Here is a 14,617-nt window from a genome sequence, read left to right as displayed (position 1 = left end):
ATAGAAAGTCCATCATAAAACCTCGTGGACGCAACCATGTTGCTGGTGCATGGTCGCAACGCGAGGAGACGTGGATGAAAAGCAAGACATCGAATCAGCAGAGAGACCTTCTCGACCGTGGCTGGCACCTGGCCCGCACCCCGCTGGAGATCGACGTCGCCGAAATCGAATATGCGCTGATGCGCTCCTACGAGGCTTTCGGCCGCTGGCAGGCGGAATGTCTCGAGACGGTGATCGAATTCTCGGCAAGCGGTCCCGAGAACGCGCTGCTGCACATCATCCGCATGAACGACCGGCCCAAGAGCATTCGCGACCTCGCCCAGATGACCAATCGCGATGACATCCCCAACATCCAGTACAGTCTGCGCAAGCTGGTGAAGGCCGAACTCGTCAAGCGCCAGGGCAGCGGCCGTGCCGGGGTCACCTATGAAGTCACGCCCTTGGGGCACCGCGTGACGGAGCGTTACGCCGACATCCGCTCAGCACTGCTGATCGATGCGGTAACGCGCGTGCCCGACCTCGCAGACAGGCTGGAGGACGCGGCACGCACGCTGGAGTTGATGACGGGCATCTATGAGCAGTCAGCCCGGGCTGCAGCCACGCACCGCAGGCGCCACCCACAGGCTGAGGTGATCGGCAACGGCGAGGACGACAAAGGCTAGAGCCGCCAGAAATGCACTGCGGCTTTCGTCCTAAATTGTTCAGAAACAAAGAATATGAGCGTTTCCGCAGAAGCGGAAACGCTCGCTGACAGATCAGCCCGCTTGCCGCTGCGCCTTGGTCGTGACGAACACGCCGGCCACGATAATGGCTGCGCCAGCCCAGGTCAGCCACTGATAGTGCTCACCAAGGAATAGCGTGCCCGAGACCAGCGCGATGGCCGCGCCGACATATCCGATCTGGCTGAGATAGACGGGGCCGCCAACAGCCTGAAGCCGGAAGTAGAAGGCAAACATTGCCGCTCCCGTCACCACTTGCGCCAGCACCAGCCAGGGTATGTCGACCAGTGTGCCGAACGATCCTGCCTGACCGGAAACGAGCAGTCCGCCAAGCAACATCGCCGCGGCCGCAAGGTGGCTGCCGACGGCCAGTTCGATCGCATCGGTGCCTGCCGGCCAGTCTATGGTGCGGTAGATGTTGCCGGCGGCGAGGAAGACCGGGATCAGCAGGCCGATCAGCACCCAGAATATGTCCGCAGGCTGGCCCGCTTCGCCGCGGGTCAATGCGACCATGAGCGCTCCGGCAAAGCCGACCACGATGCCGACCACGCCGAGCAGGTTGGGACGACGCACGCGGAAAAGGATGGACAGGGTGAGTGTGACCACTGGCGAAAGTGTGAACATGATACCGGTGTAGCCGGCACCAAGATGCGGAATCGCCGAGAAGATCAGGAAGTTCGGGATGGCGAAAGAGATGGCCGCGGCAACGATGTAGTAGCGCAGTTTGTGGCCCGTCATCACCAGGCGATGACGCCGGTAGAACAGGACAAGCAGCAGCACGGCACCGATCCCGAACGAGGTCATGAACGCCCACAACATCGCGGGCACGGCATTGGCCGTCGCCAGCTTGCCGAGAGGCAATGTCAGCCCCAGCAAGGTGCCGGTGATCAGAAGCAGGCCAAAGGCCGAGTCCCAGATCGATTTCATCGAGGCGCCCGCGCGGTTTTCTTCAGTTAGCGTTGTCATGATGACGATATCCTTTACGGACTCAGGCGACCCGTCGCTGTTCGGCTTGCGGGGCCAGGCGGTGAATGAACGTCTCGAACGCTTCGCCGAAGGCCGCGAGGAAGGCCCGCGCCCGCTCGTCGACCAGCCTTCCTTCGGTATCAAAGAGTGCACCCGTGTTGCCGATGTAGGCCTCAGGCTGACCAAGCACCTTCATGTCGAGCGAGGTCAGCGATTGCCTGAGATGATGATTGGCGCCGAAACCACCTATCGCGCCGAGCGATGTCGAGATGACCGCGGCGGGCTTGCCGCCCAGGGCGCCCTGCCCCTGCGGACGGGCACAGATGTCGATGGCGTTCTTCAGGACCCCTGGAACCGAACGCACATATTCGGCCGTGACGAAGAGCACTGCGTCGGCAGAGGATACGCGGTGCCGTAGCGCCTGCCAGTCGGCAGGTGGGTTTGCTTCCAGATCTTCGTTGAAGAAGGACACGGCACCGATATCGAGGAAATCGAGGGACAGTGCCGGTGTGAGTTCCGCCACCGCCTTCGCAACCTTACGGCTGAAAGACTCCTGGCGCAGGCTGCCGACGAGAACGGCGACTTGGGTCATTGTGATCTCCTGGTGGACAAGGCCACTTGGCGATTGTTGATCGATGGCATACCATTTAATAGAAAGAATCTTAGTGTCAAGATACTTTATGGTGAGATAGATGGATCGTGCAGCGAATGCCGTGGCGCAATGGCGGAAGGAAAGGCCGGATCTCGATGTTCGCCCTATGGCGGTGTTCGGTCGCCTCAGTTACGCCGCCCACGTGGTGGCGCGCGACAAGCTCAATCCGCTGTTTGCTCAATTTGGCTTGCAGAATGGCGAGTTCGATGTCCTGGCGACGCTACGGCGCTCAGGTCCGCCTTTTGCACTGACGCCGACAGCGCTCTATGAAGCGACGATGGTGACGTCGGGCGCCATGACCAACCGGCTCGACCGGCTGGAGAAAGCGGAGTTGATCGCGCGCACGCCACATCCGCAGGATCGCCGCGGTGTCATCGTACAGCTGACGGAGAAAGGTCGCGCCCTCATCGATGAAGCGGTGACCGCCCACGTCGCCAACGAGCACCGGGTTCTTTCCGCGTTGACGCAGAAAGAGCAGGATCAGTTGGCCGATCTGCTCGAAAAACTGATCAAAGGGCTGGACGCAAACGATTGAGCATCAGCGGCATCTGCCGCCAACGCTCTATCGAAATTGTGATCGATCAGTTGCGATCGTCCGGGAAGGACGGGATCGGCATGAATTCGACCCCGTCCTCGGCCAGGCTCTGGGCCTCGTCGAGCGTCGCCTCGCCGTAGATGCCGCGCGCGTCAGCCTCTCCGAAATGGATCTTGCGCGCTTCCTCGGCAAACTTATCGCCGACATAGTCCGAGTTCTCGCGCATTTTGTCGGCCAGCGCCTTCAGCTGCGTCATCGCCTGGCGCTGCTGCTCGCCCATGGCCAGTGCCATCTTTTCCTGCTTGCGGCTGGTCGAAACCGCTGGCGCCATCAACGCCTTTTCCACCTTGTGCGAACCACAGGCCGGGCATTCGACGAAACCGCGCTTTTTCTGTTTGTCGAAATCGTCATTGGAGCGGAACCAGCCCTCGAAATCGTGTTCCCGCTCGCACACCAGTGAAAAGCGGATCAAGATGCGGCTCCCCTGAGCGATGCCGGCTCGGCATCGAACTGCCGCAACGAAAAGTCGCGTGCGTTCTTCAGGTTGGGGATCTTGGCGCGCGCCGCAGCCGACTGTGCCGGATCGATTTCCGCCACGATCACCGCCGGCTCGTTGTGATCGGCCTCGGCAAGGATACGTCCCCACGGGTCGATGATCAGCGAATGGCCATAGGTTTCACGGCCGTCTTCATGAAGGCCGCCCTGCGCTGCAGCGATGACGAAGGCGCCATTTTCGATGGCGCGTGCCCTGAGCAGCACATGCCAATGCGCTTCGCCGGTCTGGCGGGTGAAGGCGGCAGGCACCGACAACACGGCGGCTCCTCCCAGCGCTTCGGTGCGGAAGAGCTGCGGGAAACGCAGATCGTAGCAGATGGCGAAGCCAAGCTTTGTCCCGGCGAGATCGACGACACCGGCCTCGGTGCCGGCTTCATAGGCGGATGATTCCCGCCAGCTTTCGCCATTGTCGAGATCGACGTCGAACATGTGGATCTTGTCGTAGGAGGCGAGCGTCTGGCCGTCCGGCGCGATCAGCAGGGCGCGGTTGGCCAGCTTGCCGTCGGGCCGCAGAATGGCGGTCGAGCCGATATGGAAATAGATGCCAAGCTCGCGGGCCAGCTGCCGCGCCCTGGCGACGACGACGTCCTTGTCCTCGCTGGTGAATATTGCCTGCTTGGCATCCTTGTCGCGCACCAGCGCGCCGGTCATCTCAGGCGTCTGCACATAGGTGGCGCCCTTCGCCGAGGCCTCGCGCACGAGGCGCTCCATATCGGACGCGTTGCGCTCCGGATCAATGCCGGAGCGCATCTGAATGGCGGCCGCCTTGAAAACACCCATCGTCTCGTCCTCGCTCTCGATCGTCCGTACGTTCAGCGCGCCACGGCACCGTCAAGCAACGCATCGAATCGCCCGGCGGCGTCCAGCGCGTGCAGATCGTCACATCCGCCGACATGGACATCCCCGACGAAAATCTGCGGGAAAGTGGCGCGGCCATTGGCGCGCTGGATCATCTCCTGGCGCAACTCCGGGGAGAAAGATGCGTCGTGCTCGATGTAAGTCACGCCTTTTCTGTCGAGAAGGCGCTTTGCGGCCGCGCAGTAGCCGCACATCATGCGTGTATAAATCGTCACGTCGACCATGGGTCAACAATCCTGCCCAAAACCATAGCTTGTCATGAAACCTATATAGTCTCGGACTCGTCTGCCCGAAAGTCCCCCGGCAGGACCCGCGCGAAAGTGAGCACGTCGACGGCACTGGCGCCTTTTCTTTTCAACGCTTTGGCGACGGCCCTCACGGTGGCGCCGGTGGTATAGACGTCGTCGACCACCAGGATCCGCCGGCCTGCGATGTCGATCTCGGCCTTCTGCGGCACCTGGAACGCCGCCCGCACATTTTCTTCTCTGTCGGCGCGCTCCAGCCCCACCTGTTGGCGGGTCATCTTTACCCTTTGCACGGCTTGCGGCAGGAAACGCAGTTCCGATCGGGCGGCAAGAGCGCGCCCGAGTTCGGCAGACTGGTTGAATTTGCGTCGAAAGAACCGCCTCCAGTGCAGCGGCACCGGCACGATCACGTCGGCCTCATTGAGCAATTCGGCACCGGCGCGCGCCATCCAGTTCGCCATCCATGGCGCGAGGTCGGTGCGATCGCTGTATTTCAGTGCCTGCACCATCCGCCTGGCGACGCCCGAATAAGCAGCCGCCGCGCGTGCCCGCTCGAAGGGAGGCGGATCGGCGATCGCCTCCGCAGACAGGAAACCCTCTCCCATGTCATGCGTGAACGGCGTCCCCATCACTGGGCACCAGGGACGCTCAAGCAACCGGAGCTTTGGCCAGCAATCCCCGCATAAGACACCGGGCTGGGACACGTGACGGCGGCAGCCGGCACAAACCGGCGGAAACAGCATCCGCGCCGGCCATTGCAACGCTGTCTGCGCTAGCCCCTTGATATCAGCCATCGGATCGGCCACGTGATGCCCACAGATTTACCAGCATAGCAGAAGCAGGCCCGGTCTTTGCAGCCCTTGTTCGACACCACCCTCTCGTTGACGCGAAAGCGCCGGGCACTTGCCCGGCTGACGCCTGGTGCGGATTTCCTGATGCAGCGCGCAGCCGATGATCTGGCCGACCGGCTGGCCGCGGTCGAGCGCCGGTTCAACCGTGCCGTGACCCTGTTCTGTCAGACCGGACAGGCAGCCGGTGTCCTCACGGCGAGCGACAAGGCGGACGAGATCGTCCGCATCGAAGCCGATTCGGCCTTTCTTGCCGGAGGCAAGGGAGTGATTGCCCCTCCCGAGACGGTCCCGTGTGAACCCGGCAGCGTCGACCTCATCGTCTCGCTCCTTGCCCTCCAGTCGATGAACGACATTCCGGGCATGTTCGCTCAGATCCGCCGCGCTCTGAAGCCCGACGGCCTCTTCCTCGGCGCCATGGCCGGTGCCGGCACACTGAGTGAACTGCGCGAAAGCCTGCTGGCGGCGGAGACCGAACTGCATGGCGGCGCGAGCCCGCGTGTGATCCCTTTTGCCGACGTTCGCGATGCAGGCGCCCTGTTGCAGCGAGCAGGGCTGGCGTTGCCTGTGGCCGATGTCGAGACGGTGACGGTGCGTTACAGCACGCCATTCGGTCTCATGAACGATCTCAAGGCGATGGGCGAGACCAACAGCTTGATCGACCGCAGCCGACGTCCGATGAGCCGCATCTTGCTTGCCCGATCGGCCGAAATTTATGCGGAGCGCTTTTCCGATCCGGATGGACGCGTGAGGGCGAGCTTCTCGATCATCTGGCTTTCCGGCTGGGCACCCGATGGCTCGCAGCAGAAGCCTTTGAAACCTGGATCGGCGACCGTTTCTCTGGCGAAGATCCTGGAGAACCCGGACGGCAAGTAAAGCTGCGGCCTAAAAGCCGCAGCTTCCTTTTAGAATTGCGTCAATCCGACAAAACAGAACAGGCTGCCATTTCCCTGACGGTGAAGCGCCGTGGGCAGGTCAATCGTTCAGGGACAGTGCGTCGACGACCTTGGTGGCGATGTTACCCCACTTCACGCCCACTTGTCCCCCAGTGCTGCTGACGCCTCCGAAAACCGCCATCGCGATCAGACTGGCAATCAGCGCATACTCGATCGCTGTTGCGCCGTTCCTATCTGACAAGAATAGCCGTAGCCGTGACATGATCGCCTTCCTCACTTGGGCTACCTTTAGCGTTGACCGGTTTACAAAGATTAACGCGCCAGCCTTAAAGTACTGTGAATCCGATCACGCACAATAATTCCAAAAATGAACGGTTTTCGGAAAAGATTAGGCCGCAGCAAAAAAACGGATCAGGACAGCAGCTCAGCCAATTCGTCTGGGCTGGGCAAGTGTTAGCAGGCGCCCGAGCGGACCCCGTTGTTGTGAATGATGCAGACCGCATCGGGGCTCGGCTGCAGGACGCTGCGTCGCACCGTGTAGGTATTCACCCGGCTGATCGACCCGGTGCTCATCATATCGAGCCCTGCCTGGGGAGTAGCACTCGCGAACCGTTGCCCCAGCCGACTGTCGAGAAACGAAGCCCCCAGGATGGAAAGCGCCACCGCTGCCGATCCAAACAGCAGCGTAACCCTCAACACGCCCATGCCGATCATGCCCAGCGAACGTTGCGGGCGGATATCCGCCCAGTCCCGATCAATGCTCATGCCCATACCCCAAGGCGACACCTTCGCCGCAGCCCGGAGACCACTCTTTCACGGGTGGATTAAACCTCTGTTAACGCTAATTGTGGCGGTCAGAGTAGATCGATGAGGAAAGGGATGAGTGGCGCATCCGCCGGCGGCATCGGATAGTCGCGCATCTGTTTGGGGCGGACCCACTTCAACGCCTGCGCTTCCTTCGGCTCCGGAGTGCCCCAGAAGCGGCGGCAGACATAGAGCGGCATCAGCAGGTGAAAATCATCGTAGCTGTGGCTGGCGAAAGTCAGTGGCGCCAGGCAAGCCGTCTTCGTCTCGATGCCGAGTTCTTCGTGGAGTTCGCGCACCAAGCAATCCTCCGGCGTTTCGCCCGGCTCGACCTTGCCGCCAGGGAATTCCCACATGCCGGCGAGTTGCTTGCCTTCCGGGCGCTGCGCAATCAGCACACGACCGTCGGCATCGACCAGGGCGCAGGCAACGACCAGAAGCAGCCGCTTCGGCTTGGACGGTTCTGGGTTCATGCGGAAGCCGGCTGCCTGTAGTGATAACGATAGACTTCCTCGAAGCCGAGCCCATGGTAGAGCGCCAGCGCCGGCGCGTTGTCAGCTTCGACCTGCAGCCAGGCTTCGCGAGCGCCACGCAGCCGCGCCCATTTCAAGGCTGACAACACCAGCTGTCGACCATATCCCTGCCTGCGCACAGTCTTGTCGGTGGCAATTTCGAACAGCCCGGCAAGGTCGCCGTCATGCACGCAGATCAGCGTCGCCATTGCCTCGTCGCCGCGCTCCAGCGCGAACAGTCCGGCCTCCGGCTGGATCGCACCGATGATCTCCGACAGGCCGGGCCTTAATGAAGCATCGGCACCATGCACTTTCAGCGTGGCGGAAACGAAACGGCTGATGTCCTTGAGCGGAATCTGGTCGAGAACATCGTCGACAGGCGCCTTCGCGAGCGGCATGCGCATGACCAGCGATTCGCCGAAGCGCGACCACCCTTCGGCATCGAGATGCCGCGACAGGGCTGCTCCGGCCAACGGCGAGACGCGGAAGGTGAGCGGCCGCCCATAAGCTTCGAAGCGGCGGCCTGCGCGCGCAATACGCTCAGGCAATTGATGGACATCGTTGGGGTCGAGCGGATTGATCGAATTCAGCCGCTTGGCCGGATGGCCGGCCGTCAGCCGCACCACCCAGGTGCCGTCATAATGTGCCGCCGCCGCGGGCCACGCGCGAAAACCGGCCGCTTCGTAGCGGCGGACCTTCGCCAGAACGGTGGCAGGATGCTGCGGATTGGACAAATCAGCTCCGGTAGTCGCCGTTGATGGCAACATATTCCTTGGTGAGATCACAGGTCCACACGGTCGCCTTGCCACGGCCTATGCCGATGTCCGCGCGAATGACGATGCTGTCGCGCTTCATATAGGCGGAGGTCGCCACTTCCGAATAGGCTGTGTCGCGCTCGCCATCGACGGCGAGCCGATTGTCGCCGAACCAGATCGCCAGTCGATCGCGATCGGCCGGTTCGCCGGCCTTGCCGACCGCCATGACGACCCTGCCCCAGTTCGCATCCTCCCCGGCGACCGCGGTTTTCACCAGCGGCGAATTGGCGATCGACAGCGCGATGCGCTTGGCCGATCGCGCCGACTTCGCGCCCGTCACCGTCACTTCGATCTGCTTGCGGGCCCCCTCGCCGTCTCGCACCACCTGGATGGCGAGCGCTTTCAGCATCTTGTTCAGGGCGCGGCGGAAGGCGCCGAGACGCGCATCCTTGGCATCGGTAACCACCGCCGCGCCACGCTTGGCTGCAGCTCCGGTCGCGAATAAAAGCAGCGTATCGCTGGTGGAGGTATCGCTGTCGACTGTTACCGCGTTGAAGGTCTTGGCTGTCCCCTTGGAGAGCAGATCCTGCAGCACCTGGGCTGCGATCGGCGCATCGGTCGCCACGAATGACAGCATGGTCGCCATGTCAGGCGCGATCATGCCGGCACCCTTGGCTATGCCGTTAAGGGTCACGTCGACGTCGCCCAGCTTGACCGTAGCCGTCACCACCTTCGGATAGGTGTCGGTGGTCATGATCGCTTTGGCGGCTTCAGTCCACTGATCCGGCCGCGCGTCCTTGGCCATTCCAGCCAGGAGATGGCTGTACTTGCCGGGATCGAGCGGCTCACCGATTACGCCGGTCGAAGCCAGGAAAACCTCGTCCGCGCCGCAGCCGACAGCCTTGGCGGCGGCAGCCGCGGTCATCGATGTCGTCTCGCGACCTTTCTTTCCGGTAAAGGCGTTGGCGTTGCCGGAATTGACCACCAGAACACGAGCCTTGCCCTGGCCGAGGTTCTCCCGACACAGGTCGACCGGCGCCGAGGGGCATTTCGAGCGGGTGAACACGCCGGCCACGGCAGTTCCCGGATCGAACACCATCGCCAGAAGGTCGGTGCGGTTCTTGTATTTGATGCCTGCTTCGGCGGTCGCGATGCGCACGCCCTCGATCGCCGGCATCTTGGGGTATTTCTTCGGGGCGAGCGGGGAAATCGTAGCAGACATCAGGGAACCTCGGCGGTTCGGGGAAACGGGAAGGGCCCGCTCCGTTTGCCCGATAGCGCGAGGCTTCGCAAGGCGTTTTCTGACGCGCGTTGCTGCGCCGGTTTCAGCGTACGACTGGATTGATGAAGCGGCCGAACACACGGTGAACAGTCGGTATCAGCCCCCAGATCATGGTCGACACCATGGTTGGCGCGATGACCAGCGTGCGCTGCCAGATCTCCCACTCTTCCGTCAGCGGTGCCAGCAAATAGAGGATCGCGGTGATGAGCGGGTAGACGCCGGCGAGCACGAGCAATGCGAAACGATGGCGGGAAAACCGGGATGGAGTGACGGTAGGTGAAGTGGCGGACATCATGACAACCCCTATAAGAACGATACGTTTCGTTGCATATATAGAACGGTCCGTTTCGTTTCGTCAAGAGTTGCTATATGATCGCCGGCAAAGTTCCGAGGAGTGACGCGTTGACCGCAAGCGAAGGAAAAGCCCGCCGTTCGATCGGCGCCCGACGCAACCCCGCCAGCGCAGAAGCCATCCTCGCCGCCGCCGAAGCCGTGCTCGAAGAAGACGGCTATGCCGGCTTTTCCATCGAGGCCGTGGCACGCCGTGCCCGCGCCGGCAAGCCGACCATATATCGCTGGTGGCCAAGCAAGGCGGCACTGCTGATCGACGTGTATCAGCGCCAGAAACATCTCGACTACCCGGATACGGGTGGCCTGGAAGGCGACCTGGTGGCATTCCTCACGGGTCTGCTCGCGCACTGGCGCGACACCCCTTCAGGTTCGATTTTCCGTTCCATCATTGCCGAGGCGCAGTCGGATGAGGATGCCGCAAAAGCGCTCTCGGCCTATGCAGCCAGTCGACGCGTCGAACAGGGCAAGATAACGGTGCGCGCCAAGGTGCGCGGCGAGGTCGGCGACGACGTCGACCCACTGCAGGTGGCGGATATGGTGTCGTCTTACGCCTGGGTCCGTCTTTTGACCGGACGCCTGGACGAAGATGAGGAGAAGATCCGCGCCGCGGTCCGTATCATCGTCCATGGCATCAAGCGGTAGTTTTCATCAATAGGCAGCGGAGCTGCCTCCGCCCCAGGAACAAAAAGAGCGGCGCCCCTGCGGGCGCCGCTCCTTGAAAACCGTTTCGCCGGATCAGCGAGAGTTATTTAGCGGCACTGCCTTCAGCCGCTTCGACGGCCTTGCGCAGATTCTCATCAGGGATCTCGACCTTGGCAGCCTTGCGTGCTTCCTTGACGGCCTCGAAATACTTGTCGCGGATCACAGCCGACTTGGCCTGGTCCTTGACCTGATCGAAAGCCGGCGGCTGCTGCTGGCGCTTGTCCTCAAGCTTGATGATATGCCAGCCGAACTGCGTCTGCACCGGCTCCTTGGTGTATTTGCCGACTTCCAGCGCCATGGCCGCCTTCTCGAACTCAGGCACCATCTGGCCCGGGCCGAAGAAACCGAGATCGCCGCCATTGGTCTTGCCGCTCGGGTCCTTGGTGTTCTCGTTGGCGAGCTTCTGGAAGTCTTCGCCGGCGTCGAGTTTCTTGACGATGGCGTCCGCTTCTTCCTTGGTCTTCACGAGAATGTGACGGGCATGCACTTCGTTGACTGGTGGCTGCGCGGCGATTTCCTTGTCGTAGCGGGCACGGATTTCCGCGTCGGTGATCTTGCCGACCACTTCCTTCTCGACAAGCTCGCCGTGCAGGGCACGCTGCTGGAGGAAGGCGACACGACGCTGGAATTCTGGATCCTTGTCGAGTCCATCGGCGATGGCCTTGGCCGAGAGAACCTTGATCTCGATGGCGGCCGAAAGCGCCGCGGCGCGGCGCTGCTCGGCGGGAAGCTGTGCGAACTGACGCGACAGTTCGCCCTCCGCAAGCGTCAGATCCGCTTCGGTAATCGGCTTGCCGTCAACGGTCGCGATGACCGCGTTCGGATCGACCGGCGCGGGCGCCGGAGCCGCGGCAGCATCCGCCGGTTTGGTTTCCTGGGCGGCGAGCGGCGAAACGGCTAAAGCCGACAGGCCGATGGCCAGACCCAGGCTGGCTAGCGACGCGCGGCGAAACAACAAGGTCATGCGAAAGAGCTCCGATGAGGATGATTGGGTCTTTTGATCAGCCGGAATGTGGCAGAATTAGGCGTTCCGCGGGTCAGTAACGCAGCGTTGACATCGATTGTGCCCCCTCTTATCTGTCCAACCACTTGGCGTCCAGAACCGTTTTCCGGGCGCTTTTTGGTGTTTTTCCGTTCAAGCGGGATTGTAGGACGCCTCGGCGTTCGCTCTCGTGCCCTGGATTGCAAGCGAAAGGACCATTGAATGGTCAGTCTCGGCGGTCTCGCCCGTAAGATTTTCGGCTCTTCCAACGACCGCCGAGTCAAGTCGACCCGACCCCGGGTCGAAGCGATCAATGCCATGGAAAACGAGATGCGCGCGCTCTCCGATGCGGAGCTCACTGCCCGTACCGAAAAATTCCGGCAGGATATCGCCAACGGCGCATCGCTGGACGATCTGCTGATCCCCGCCTTCGCCACCGCCCGCGAGGCGGCCCGAAGGGTGCTGGGCATGCGGCCCTTCGACGTGCAGTTGATCGGCGGCATGGTCCTGCACAATGGCGGCATCGCCGAAATGCGCACGGGCGAAGGCAAGACGCTGGTTGGCACCTTGCCCGTCTATCTCAATGCTCTTTCCGGAAACGGCGTGCATGTCGTTACCGTCAATGACTACCTCGCATCGCGCGACGCCGAATGGATGGGCCGCGTCTATAAATTCCTCGGCCTCAGCGTCGGCATCATCGTACACGGCCTGTCCGACGAGGAGCGTCGCGCTGCCTATGCCTGCGACGTCACCTATGCCACCAACAATGAGCTCGGTTTCGACTATCTGCGCGACAACATGAAGTATGAGCGCGCGCAGATGGTTCAGCGCGGCCACAACTATGCGATCGTCGACGAAGTCGATTCGATCCTCGTCGACGAGGCGCGCACCCCGCTCATCATCTCCGGTCCGCTCGAGGACCGCTCGGATATGTACAACACCGTCGATACCTTCATCGTGCAGTTGCAGCCTGCCGACTATGAGGTCGACGAGAAGCAGAAGACGGCGATCTTCACCGAGGAAGGCACCGAAAAGGTCGAGAACATGCTGCGCAGCGCTGACCTGCTGAAGGGTGAGTCGCTGTACGACGTCGAGAACGTCGCCATGGTCCACCACGTCAACAATGCATTGAAGGCGCATCGCCTGTTCCAGCGCGACAAGGATTACATCGTCCGCAACGGCGAGATCGTCATCATCGACGAATTCACCGGACGCATGATGCCTGGCCGTCGCTACTCGGAAGGCCTGCACCAGGCGCTTGAAGCCAAGGAACACGTGCAGATCCAGCCTGAGAACCAGACGCTGGCTTCCGTTACCTTCCAGAACTACTTCCGCATGTACGGGAAGCTCGCCGGCATGACCGGCACAGCGCTGACCGAGGCGGAGGAGTTCGGCAACATCTACAATCTCGAAGTCACCGAGATTCCGACCAACCTGCCGGTCAGCCGCATCGATGAAGATGACGAGGTCTACCGGACGGTCGAGGAAAAATACAAGGCGATCGTCAGGGAGATCCGCGAAGCGAACGCCAAGGGGCAGCCGACCCTGGTTGGCACGACCTCGATCGAGAAATCCGAGCAACTGGCAGAACGCCTGCGCCAGGACGGCTTCAAGGATTTCGAAGTCCTCAACGCCCGCCACCACGAGCGCGAAGCTTCGATCGTCGCCCAGGCCGGCAAGCCTGGCGCCATCACCATCGCCACCAACATGGCAGGTCGTGGCACCGATATTCAGCTTGGCGGCAACGCAGATATGCGCATTGCCGAGGAGTTGGCCGACATGCCTGCAGGTCCGGAACGCGAAGCGCGGGAAAACGCCATTCGCGAGGACGTCAAGCAGCTCAAGGAGAAGGCACTCGCTGCCGGCGGGCTCTATGTGCTGGCCACCGAACGCCATGAAAGCCGCCGCATCGACAATCAGTTGCGCGGCCGCTCCGGCCGTCAGGGCGATCCTGGCCGCTCGAAGTTCTTCCTGTCGCTGCAGGACGACCTCATGCGCATCTTCGGCTCCGAGCGCATGGACGGCATGCTGCAGAAACTCGGCCTCAAGGAGGACGAGGCCATTATCCATCCCTGGATCAACAAGGCTTTGGAGAAGGCGCAGAAGAAAGTCGAGGCGCGCAACTTCGACATCCGCAAGAACCTCCTCAAATATGACGACGTCTCCAACGACCAGCGCAAGGTGGTGTTCGAGCAGCGCATCGATCTGATGGACGGCGGAAGCCTTTCCGAGACGGTCGCCGAGATGCGTAACGATGTCATCGACGAGATCGTTGCCAAGGCCATTCCCGAAAATGCCTATGCCGAGCAGTGGAATATCGCCGGTCTCAAGGCGGAGGTGCAGCAGTATCTCAATCTCGACCTGCCGATCGAGGAATGGGTCAAGGAAGAGGGCATCGCCGAAGACGATATCCGCGAACGCATCACCAAGGCCGCGGACGAAGCCGCCAGCGAGCGCGCCGGCCGCTTCGGCCCGGACGTGATGAACTATGTCGAGCGGTCCGTCGTCCTGCAGACGCTCGACCATCTGTGGCGCGAACACATCGTCAACCTCGACCATCTGCGCTCGGTCGTCGGCTTCCGCGGTTACGCCCAGCGTGACCCGCTCAACGAATACAAGGGCGAGGCCTTCGAGCTGTTCCAGGCCATGCTCGGCAATCTCCGCCAGGCTGTTACCGCACAGCTGATGCGCGTGGAACTGGTGCGCGAGGCAGCTGATGCCCCGTTGCCGGATGCTCCGGAGATGTTTGGCCAGCATATCGACGCCAGCACCGGCGAGAACGACTTCGGCGAAGGCACAGATGTCGCCGTCCTCGAAGACGCGCGCGTTGTTCCCGCCGAAGAGCGTGACCCGCAGAACCCGGCAAGCTGGGGCAAGGTCGGCCGGAACGAAGCCTGCCCCTGCGGCTCAGGCAAGAAGTTCAAGCACTGCCACGGCGCCTTCGGCTGATCGCCG

18 protein-coding genes are annotated in these 14,617 nt (G+C 62.0%); 5 read left to right on the top strand and 13 right to left on the bottom strand.

Annotated features, from left to right (window positions below; all coding sequences use genetic code 11):
• Positions 1-74 precede the first annotated feature (74 nt).
• Positions 75-662, top strand: coding sequence for a winged helix DNA-binding protein (locus AC3WTO_RS15030; RefSeq protein ID WP_492461500.1), 588 nt, complete (start codon positions 75-77; stop codon positions 660-662).
• A gap of 93 nt (positions 663-755) precedes the next feature.
• Here the strand turns inward: AC3WTO_RS15030 and AC3WTO_RS15025 are convergent, their stop codons facing one another.
• The gene (locus AC3WTO_RS15025; RefSeq protein WP_492461558.1) at positions 756-1,646 is read right to left on the bottom strand and encodes a DMT family transporter; all 891 of its coding nucleotides are present in this window, start codon (positions 1,644-1,646) and stop codon (positions 756-758) included.
• Positions 1,647-1,707: 61 nt separating this feature from the next.
• Positions 1,708-2,277: an NADPH-dependent FMN reductase gene (locus AC3WTO_RS15020; protein WP_492461499.1), complete on the bottom strand. Its 570-nt coding sequence runs from the start codon at positions 2,275-2,277 to the stop codon at positions 1,708-1,710.
• A 100-nt stretch (positions 2,278-2,377) separates the two neighbouring features.
• Here AC3WTO_RS15020 and AC3WTO_RS15015 point away from each other — a divergent pair, with 100 nt between their 5' ends.
• Positions 2,378-2,872: a MarR family winged helix-turn-helix transcriptional regulator gene (locus AC3WTO_RS15015; RefSeq protein WP_492461497.1), complete on the top strand. Its 495-nt coding sequence runs from the start codon at positions 2,378-2,380 to the stop codon at positions 2,870-2,872.
• A 46-nt stretch (positions 2,873-2,918) separates the two neighbouring features.
• On the opposite strand, the gene AC3WTO_RS15010 is transcribed toward AC3WTO_RS15015, so the two are convergent.
• The 4 genes from AC3WTO_RS15010 to AC3WTO_RS14995 are packed head-to-tail and all read right to left on the bottom strand — an operon-like array spanning position 2,919 to position 5,336.
• A complete protein-coding gene (locus AC3WTO_RS15010) occupies positions 2,919-3,344 on the bottom strand; it encodes a DUF1178 family protein (protein WP_492461496.1) in 426 nt (141 codons plus the stop codon).
• On the bottom strand, positions 3,341-4,207 hold the full coding sequence (locus tag AC3WTO_RS15005; RefSeq protein ID WP_492461495.1) for a carbon-nitrogen hydrolase family protein: 867 nt from the start codon (positions 4,205-4,207) through the stop codon (positions 3,341-3,343). Before AC3WTO_RS15005 ends, AC3WTO_RS15010 begins: the two co-directional genes overlap by 4 nt.
• Positions 4,208-4,239: 32 nt before the next feature.
• Positions 4,240-4,509: a glutaredoxin 3 gene (gene grxC / locus AC3WTO_RS15000; RefSeq protein WP_492461494.1), complete on the bottom strand. Its 270-nt coding sequence runs from the start codon at positions 4,507-4,509 to the stop codon at positions 4,240-4,242.
• Between the two features lie 41 nt (positions 4,510-4,550).
• On the bottom strand, positions 4,551-5,336 hold the full coding sequence (locus AC3WTO_RS14995) for a ComF family protein (protein WP_492461493.1): 786 nt from the start codon (positions 5,334-5,336) through the stop codon (positions 4,551-4,553).
• A 45-nt stretch (positions 5,337-5,381) separates the two neighbouring features.
• Between AC3WTO_RS14995 and AC3WTO_RS14990 the strand changes: the two genes are divergently transcribed.
• Positions 5,382-6,254, top strand: coding sequence for a methyltransferase domain-containing protein (locus AC3WTO_RS14990; protein ID WP_492461492.1), 873 nt, complete (start codon positions 5,382-5,384; stop codon positions 6,252-6,254).
• A gap of 99 nt (positions 6,255-6,353) precedes the next feature.
• On the opposite strand, the gene AC3WTO_RS14985 is transcribed toward AC3WTO_RS14990, so the two are convergent.
• From AC3WTO_RS14985 to AC3WTO_RS14960, 6 genes are all read right to left on the bottom strand, one after another.
• Complete coding sequence (locus AC3WTO_RS14985) at positions 6,354-6,515, bottom strand: Flp family type IVb pilin (RefSeq protein WP_492461491.1); 162 nt, start codon at positions 6,513-6,515, stop codon at positions 6,354-6,356.
• Positions 6,516-6,727: 212 nt separating this feature from the next.
• Entirely contained in the window at positions 6,728-7,039 is a 312-nt protein-coding gene (locus AC3WTO_RS14980; protein WP_492461490.1) for a hypothetical protein, read from the bottom strand.
• Between the two features lie 89 nt (positions 7,040-7,128).
• The gene (locus AC3WTO_RS14975) at positions 7,129-7,551 is read right to left on the bottom strand and encodes a (deoxy)nucleoside triphosphate pyrophosphohydrolase (RefSeq protein ID WP_101935512.1); all 423 of its coding nucleotides are present in this window, start codon (positions 7,549-7,551) and stop codon (positions 7,129-7,131) included.
• Positions 7,548-8,357 carry a GNAT family N-acetyltransferase gene (locus AC3WTO_RS14970; protein WP_492461489.1) on the bottom strand — a complete coding sequence of 270 codons (810 nt, stop codon included), beginning with the start codon at positions 8,355-8,357 and terminating at the stop codon, positions 7,548-7,550. Before AC3WTO_RS14970 ends, AC3WTO_RS14975 begins: the two co-directional genes overlap by 4 nt.
• A complete protein-coding gene (argJ, locus tag AC3WTO_RS14965; RefSeq protein ID WP_492461488.1) occupies positions 8,326-9,567 on the bottom strand; it encodes a bifunctional glutamate N-acetyltransferase/amino-acid acetyltransferase ArgJ in 1,242 nt (413 codons plus the stop codon). The genes AC3WTO_RS14970 and argJ overlap by 32 nt, the downstream gene beginning before the upstream one ends.
• 103 nt (positions 9,568-9,670) lie before the next feature.
• On the bottom strand, positions 9,671-9,919 hold the full coding sequence (locus AC3WTO_RS14960; RefSeq protein ID WP_492461487.1) for a putative antibiotic biosynthesis monooxygenase: 249 nt from the start codon (positions 9,917-9,919) through the stop codon (positions 9,671-9,673).
• A 110-nt stretch (positions 9,920-10,029) separates the two neighbouring features.
• Here AC3WTO_RS14960 and AC3WTO_RS14955 point away from each other — a divergent pair, with 110 nt between their 5' ends.
• Entirely contained in the window at positions 10,030-10,620 is a 591-nt protein-coding gene (locus tag AC3WTO_RS14955; RefSeq protein WP_492461486.1) for a TetR/AcrR family transcriptional regulator, read from the top strand.
• 103 nt (positions 10,621-10,723) lie between these two features.
• Here AC3WTO_RS14955 and AC3WTO_RS14950 read toward each other — a convergent pair whose 3' ends face one another.
• Positions 10,724-11,644 carry a peptidylprolyl isomerase gene (locus AC3WTO_RS14950; protein WP_492461485.1) on the bottom strand — a complete coding sequence of 307 codons (921 nt, stop codon included), beginning with the start codon at positions 11,642-11,644 and terminating at the stop codon, positions 10,724-10,726.
• A gap of 240 nt (positions 11,645-11,884) precedes the next feature.
• Here AC3WTO_RS14950 and secA point away from each other — a divergent pair, with 240 nt between their 5' ends.
• A complete protein-coding gene (secA, locus tag AC3WTO_RS14945) occupies positions 11,885-14,611 on the top strand; it encodes a preprotein translocase subunit SecA (protein ID WP_492461484.1) in 2,727 nt (908 codons plus the stop codon).
• The last annotated feature ends 6 nt before the right edge of the window (positions 14,612-14,617 follow it).

The organism is Mesorhizobium sp. EU05-FHT14A09, from assembly GCF_058790995.1.
Note: the sequence above shows the minus strand (reverse complement) of the source record. Positions and strands in the feature narration are given on the sequence as shown.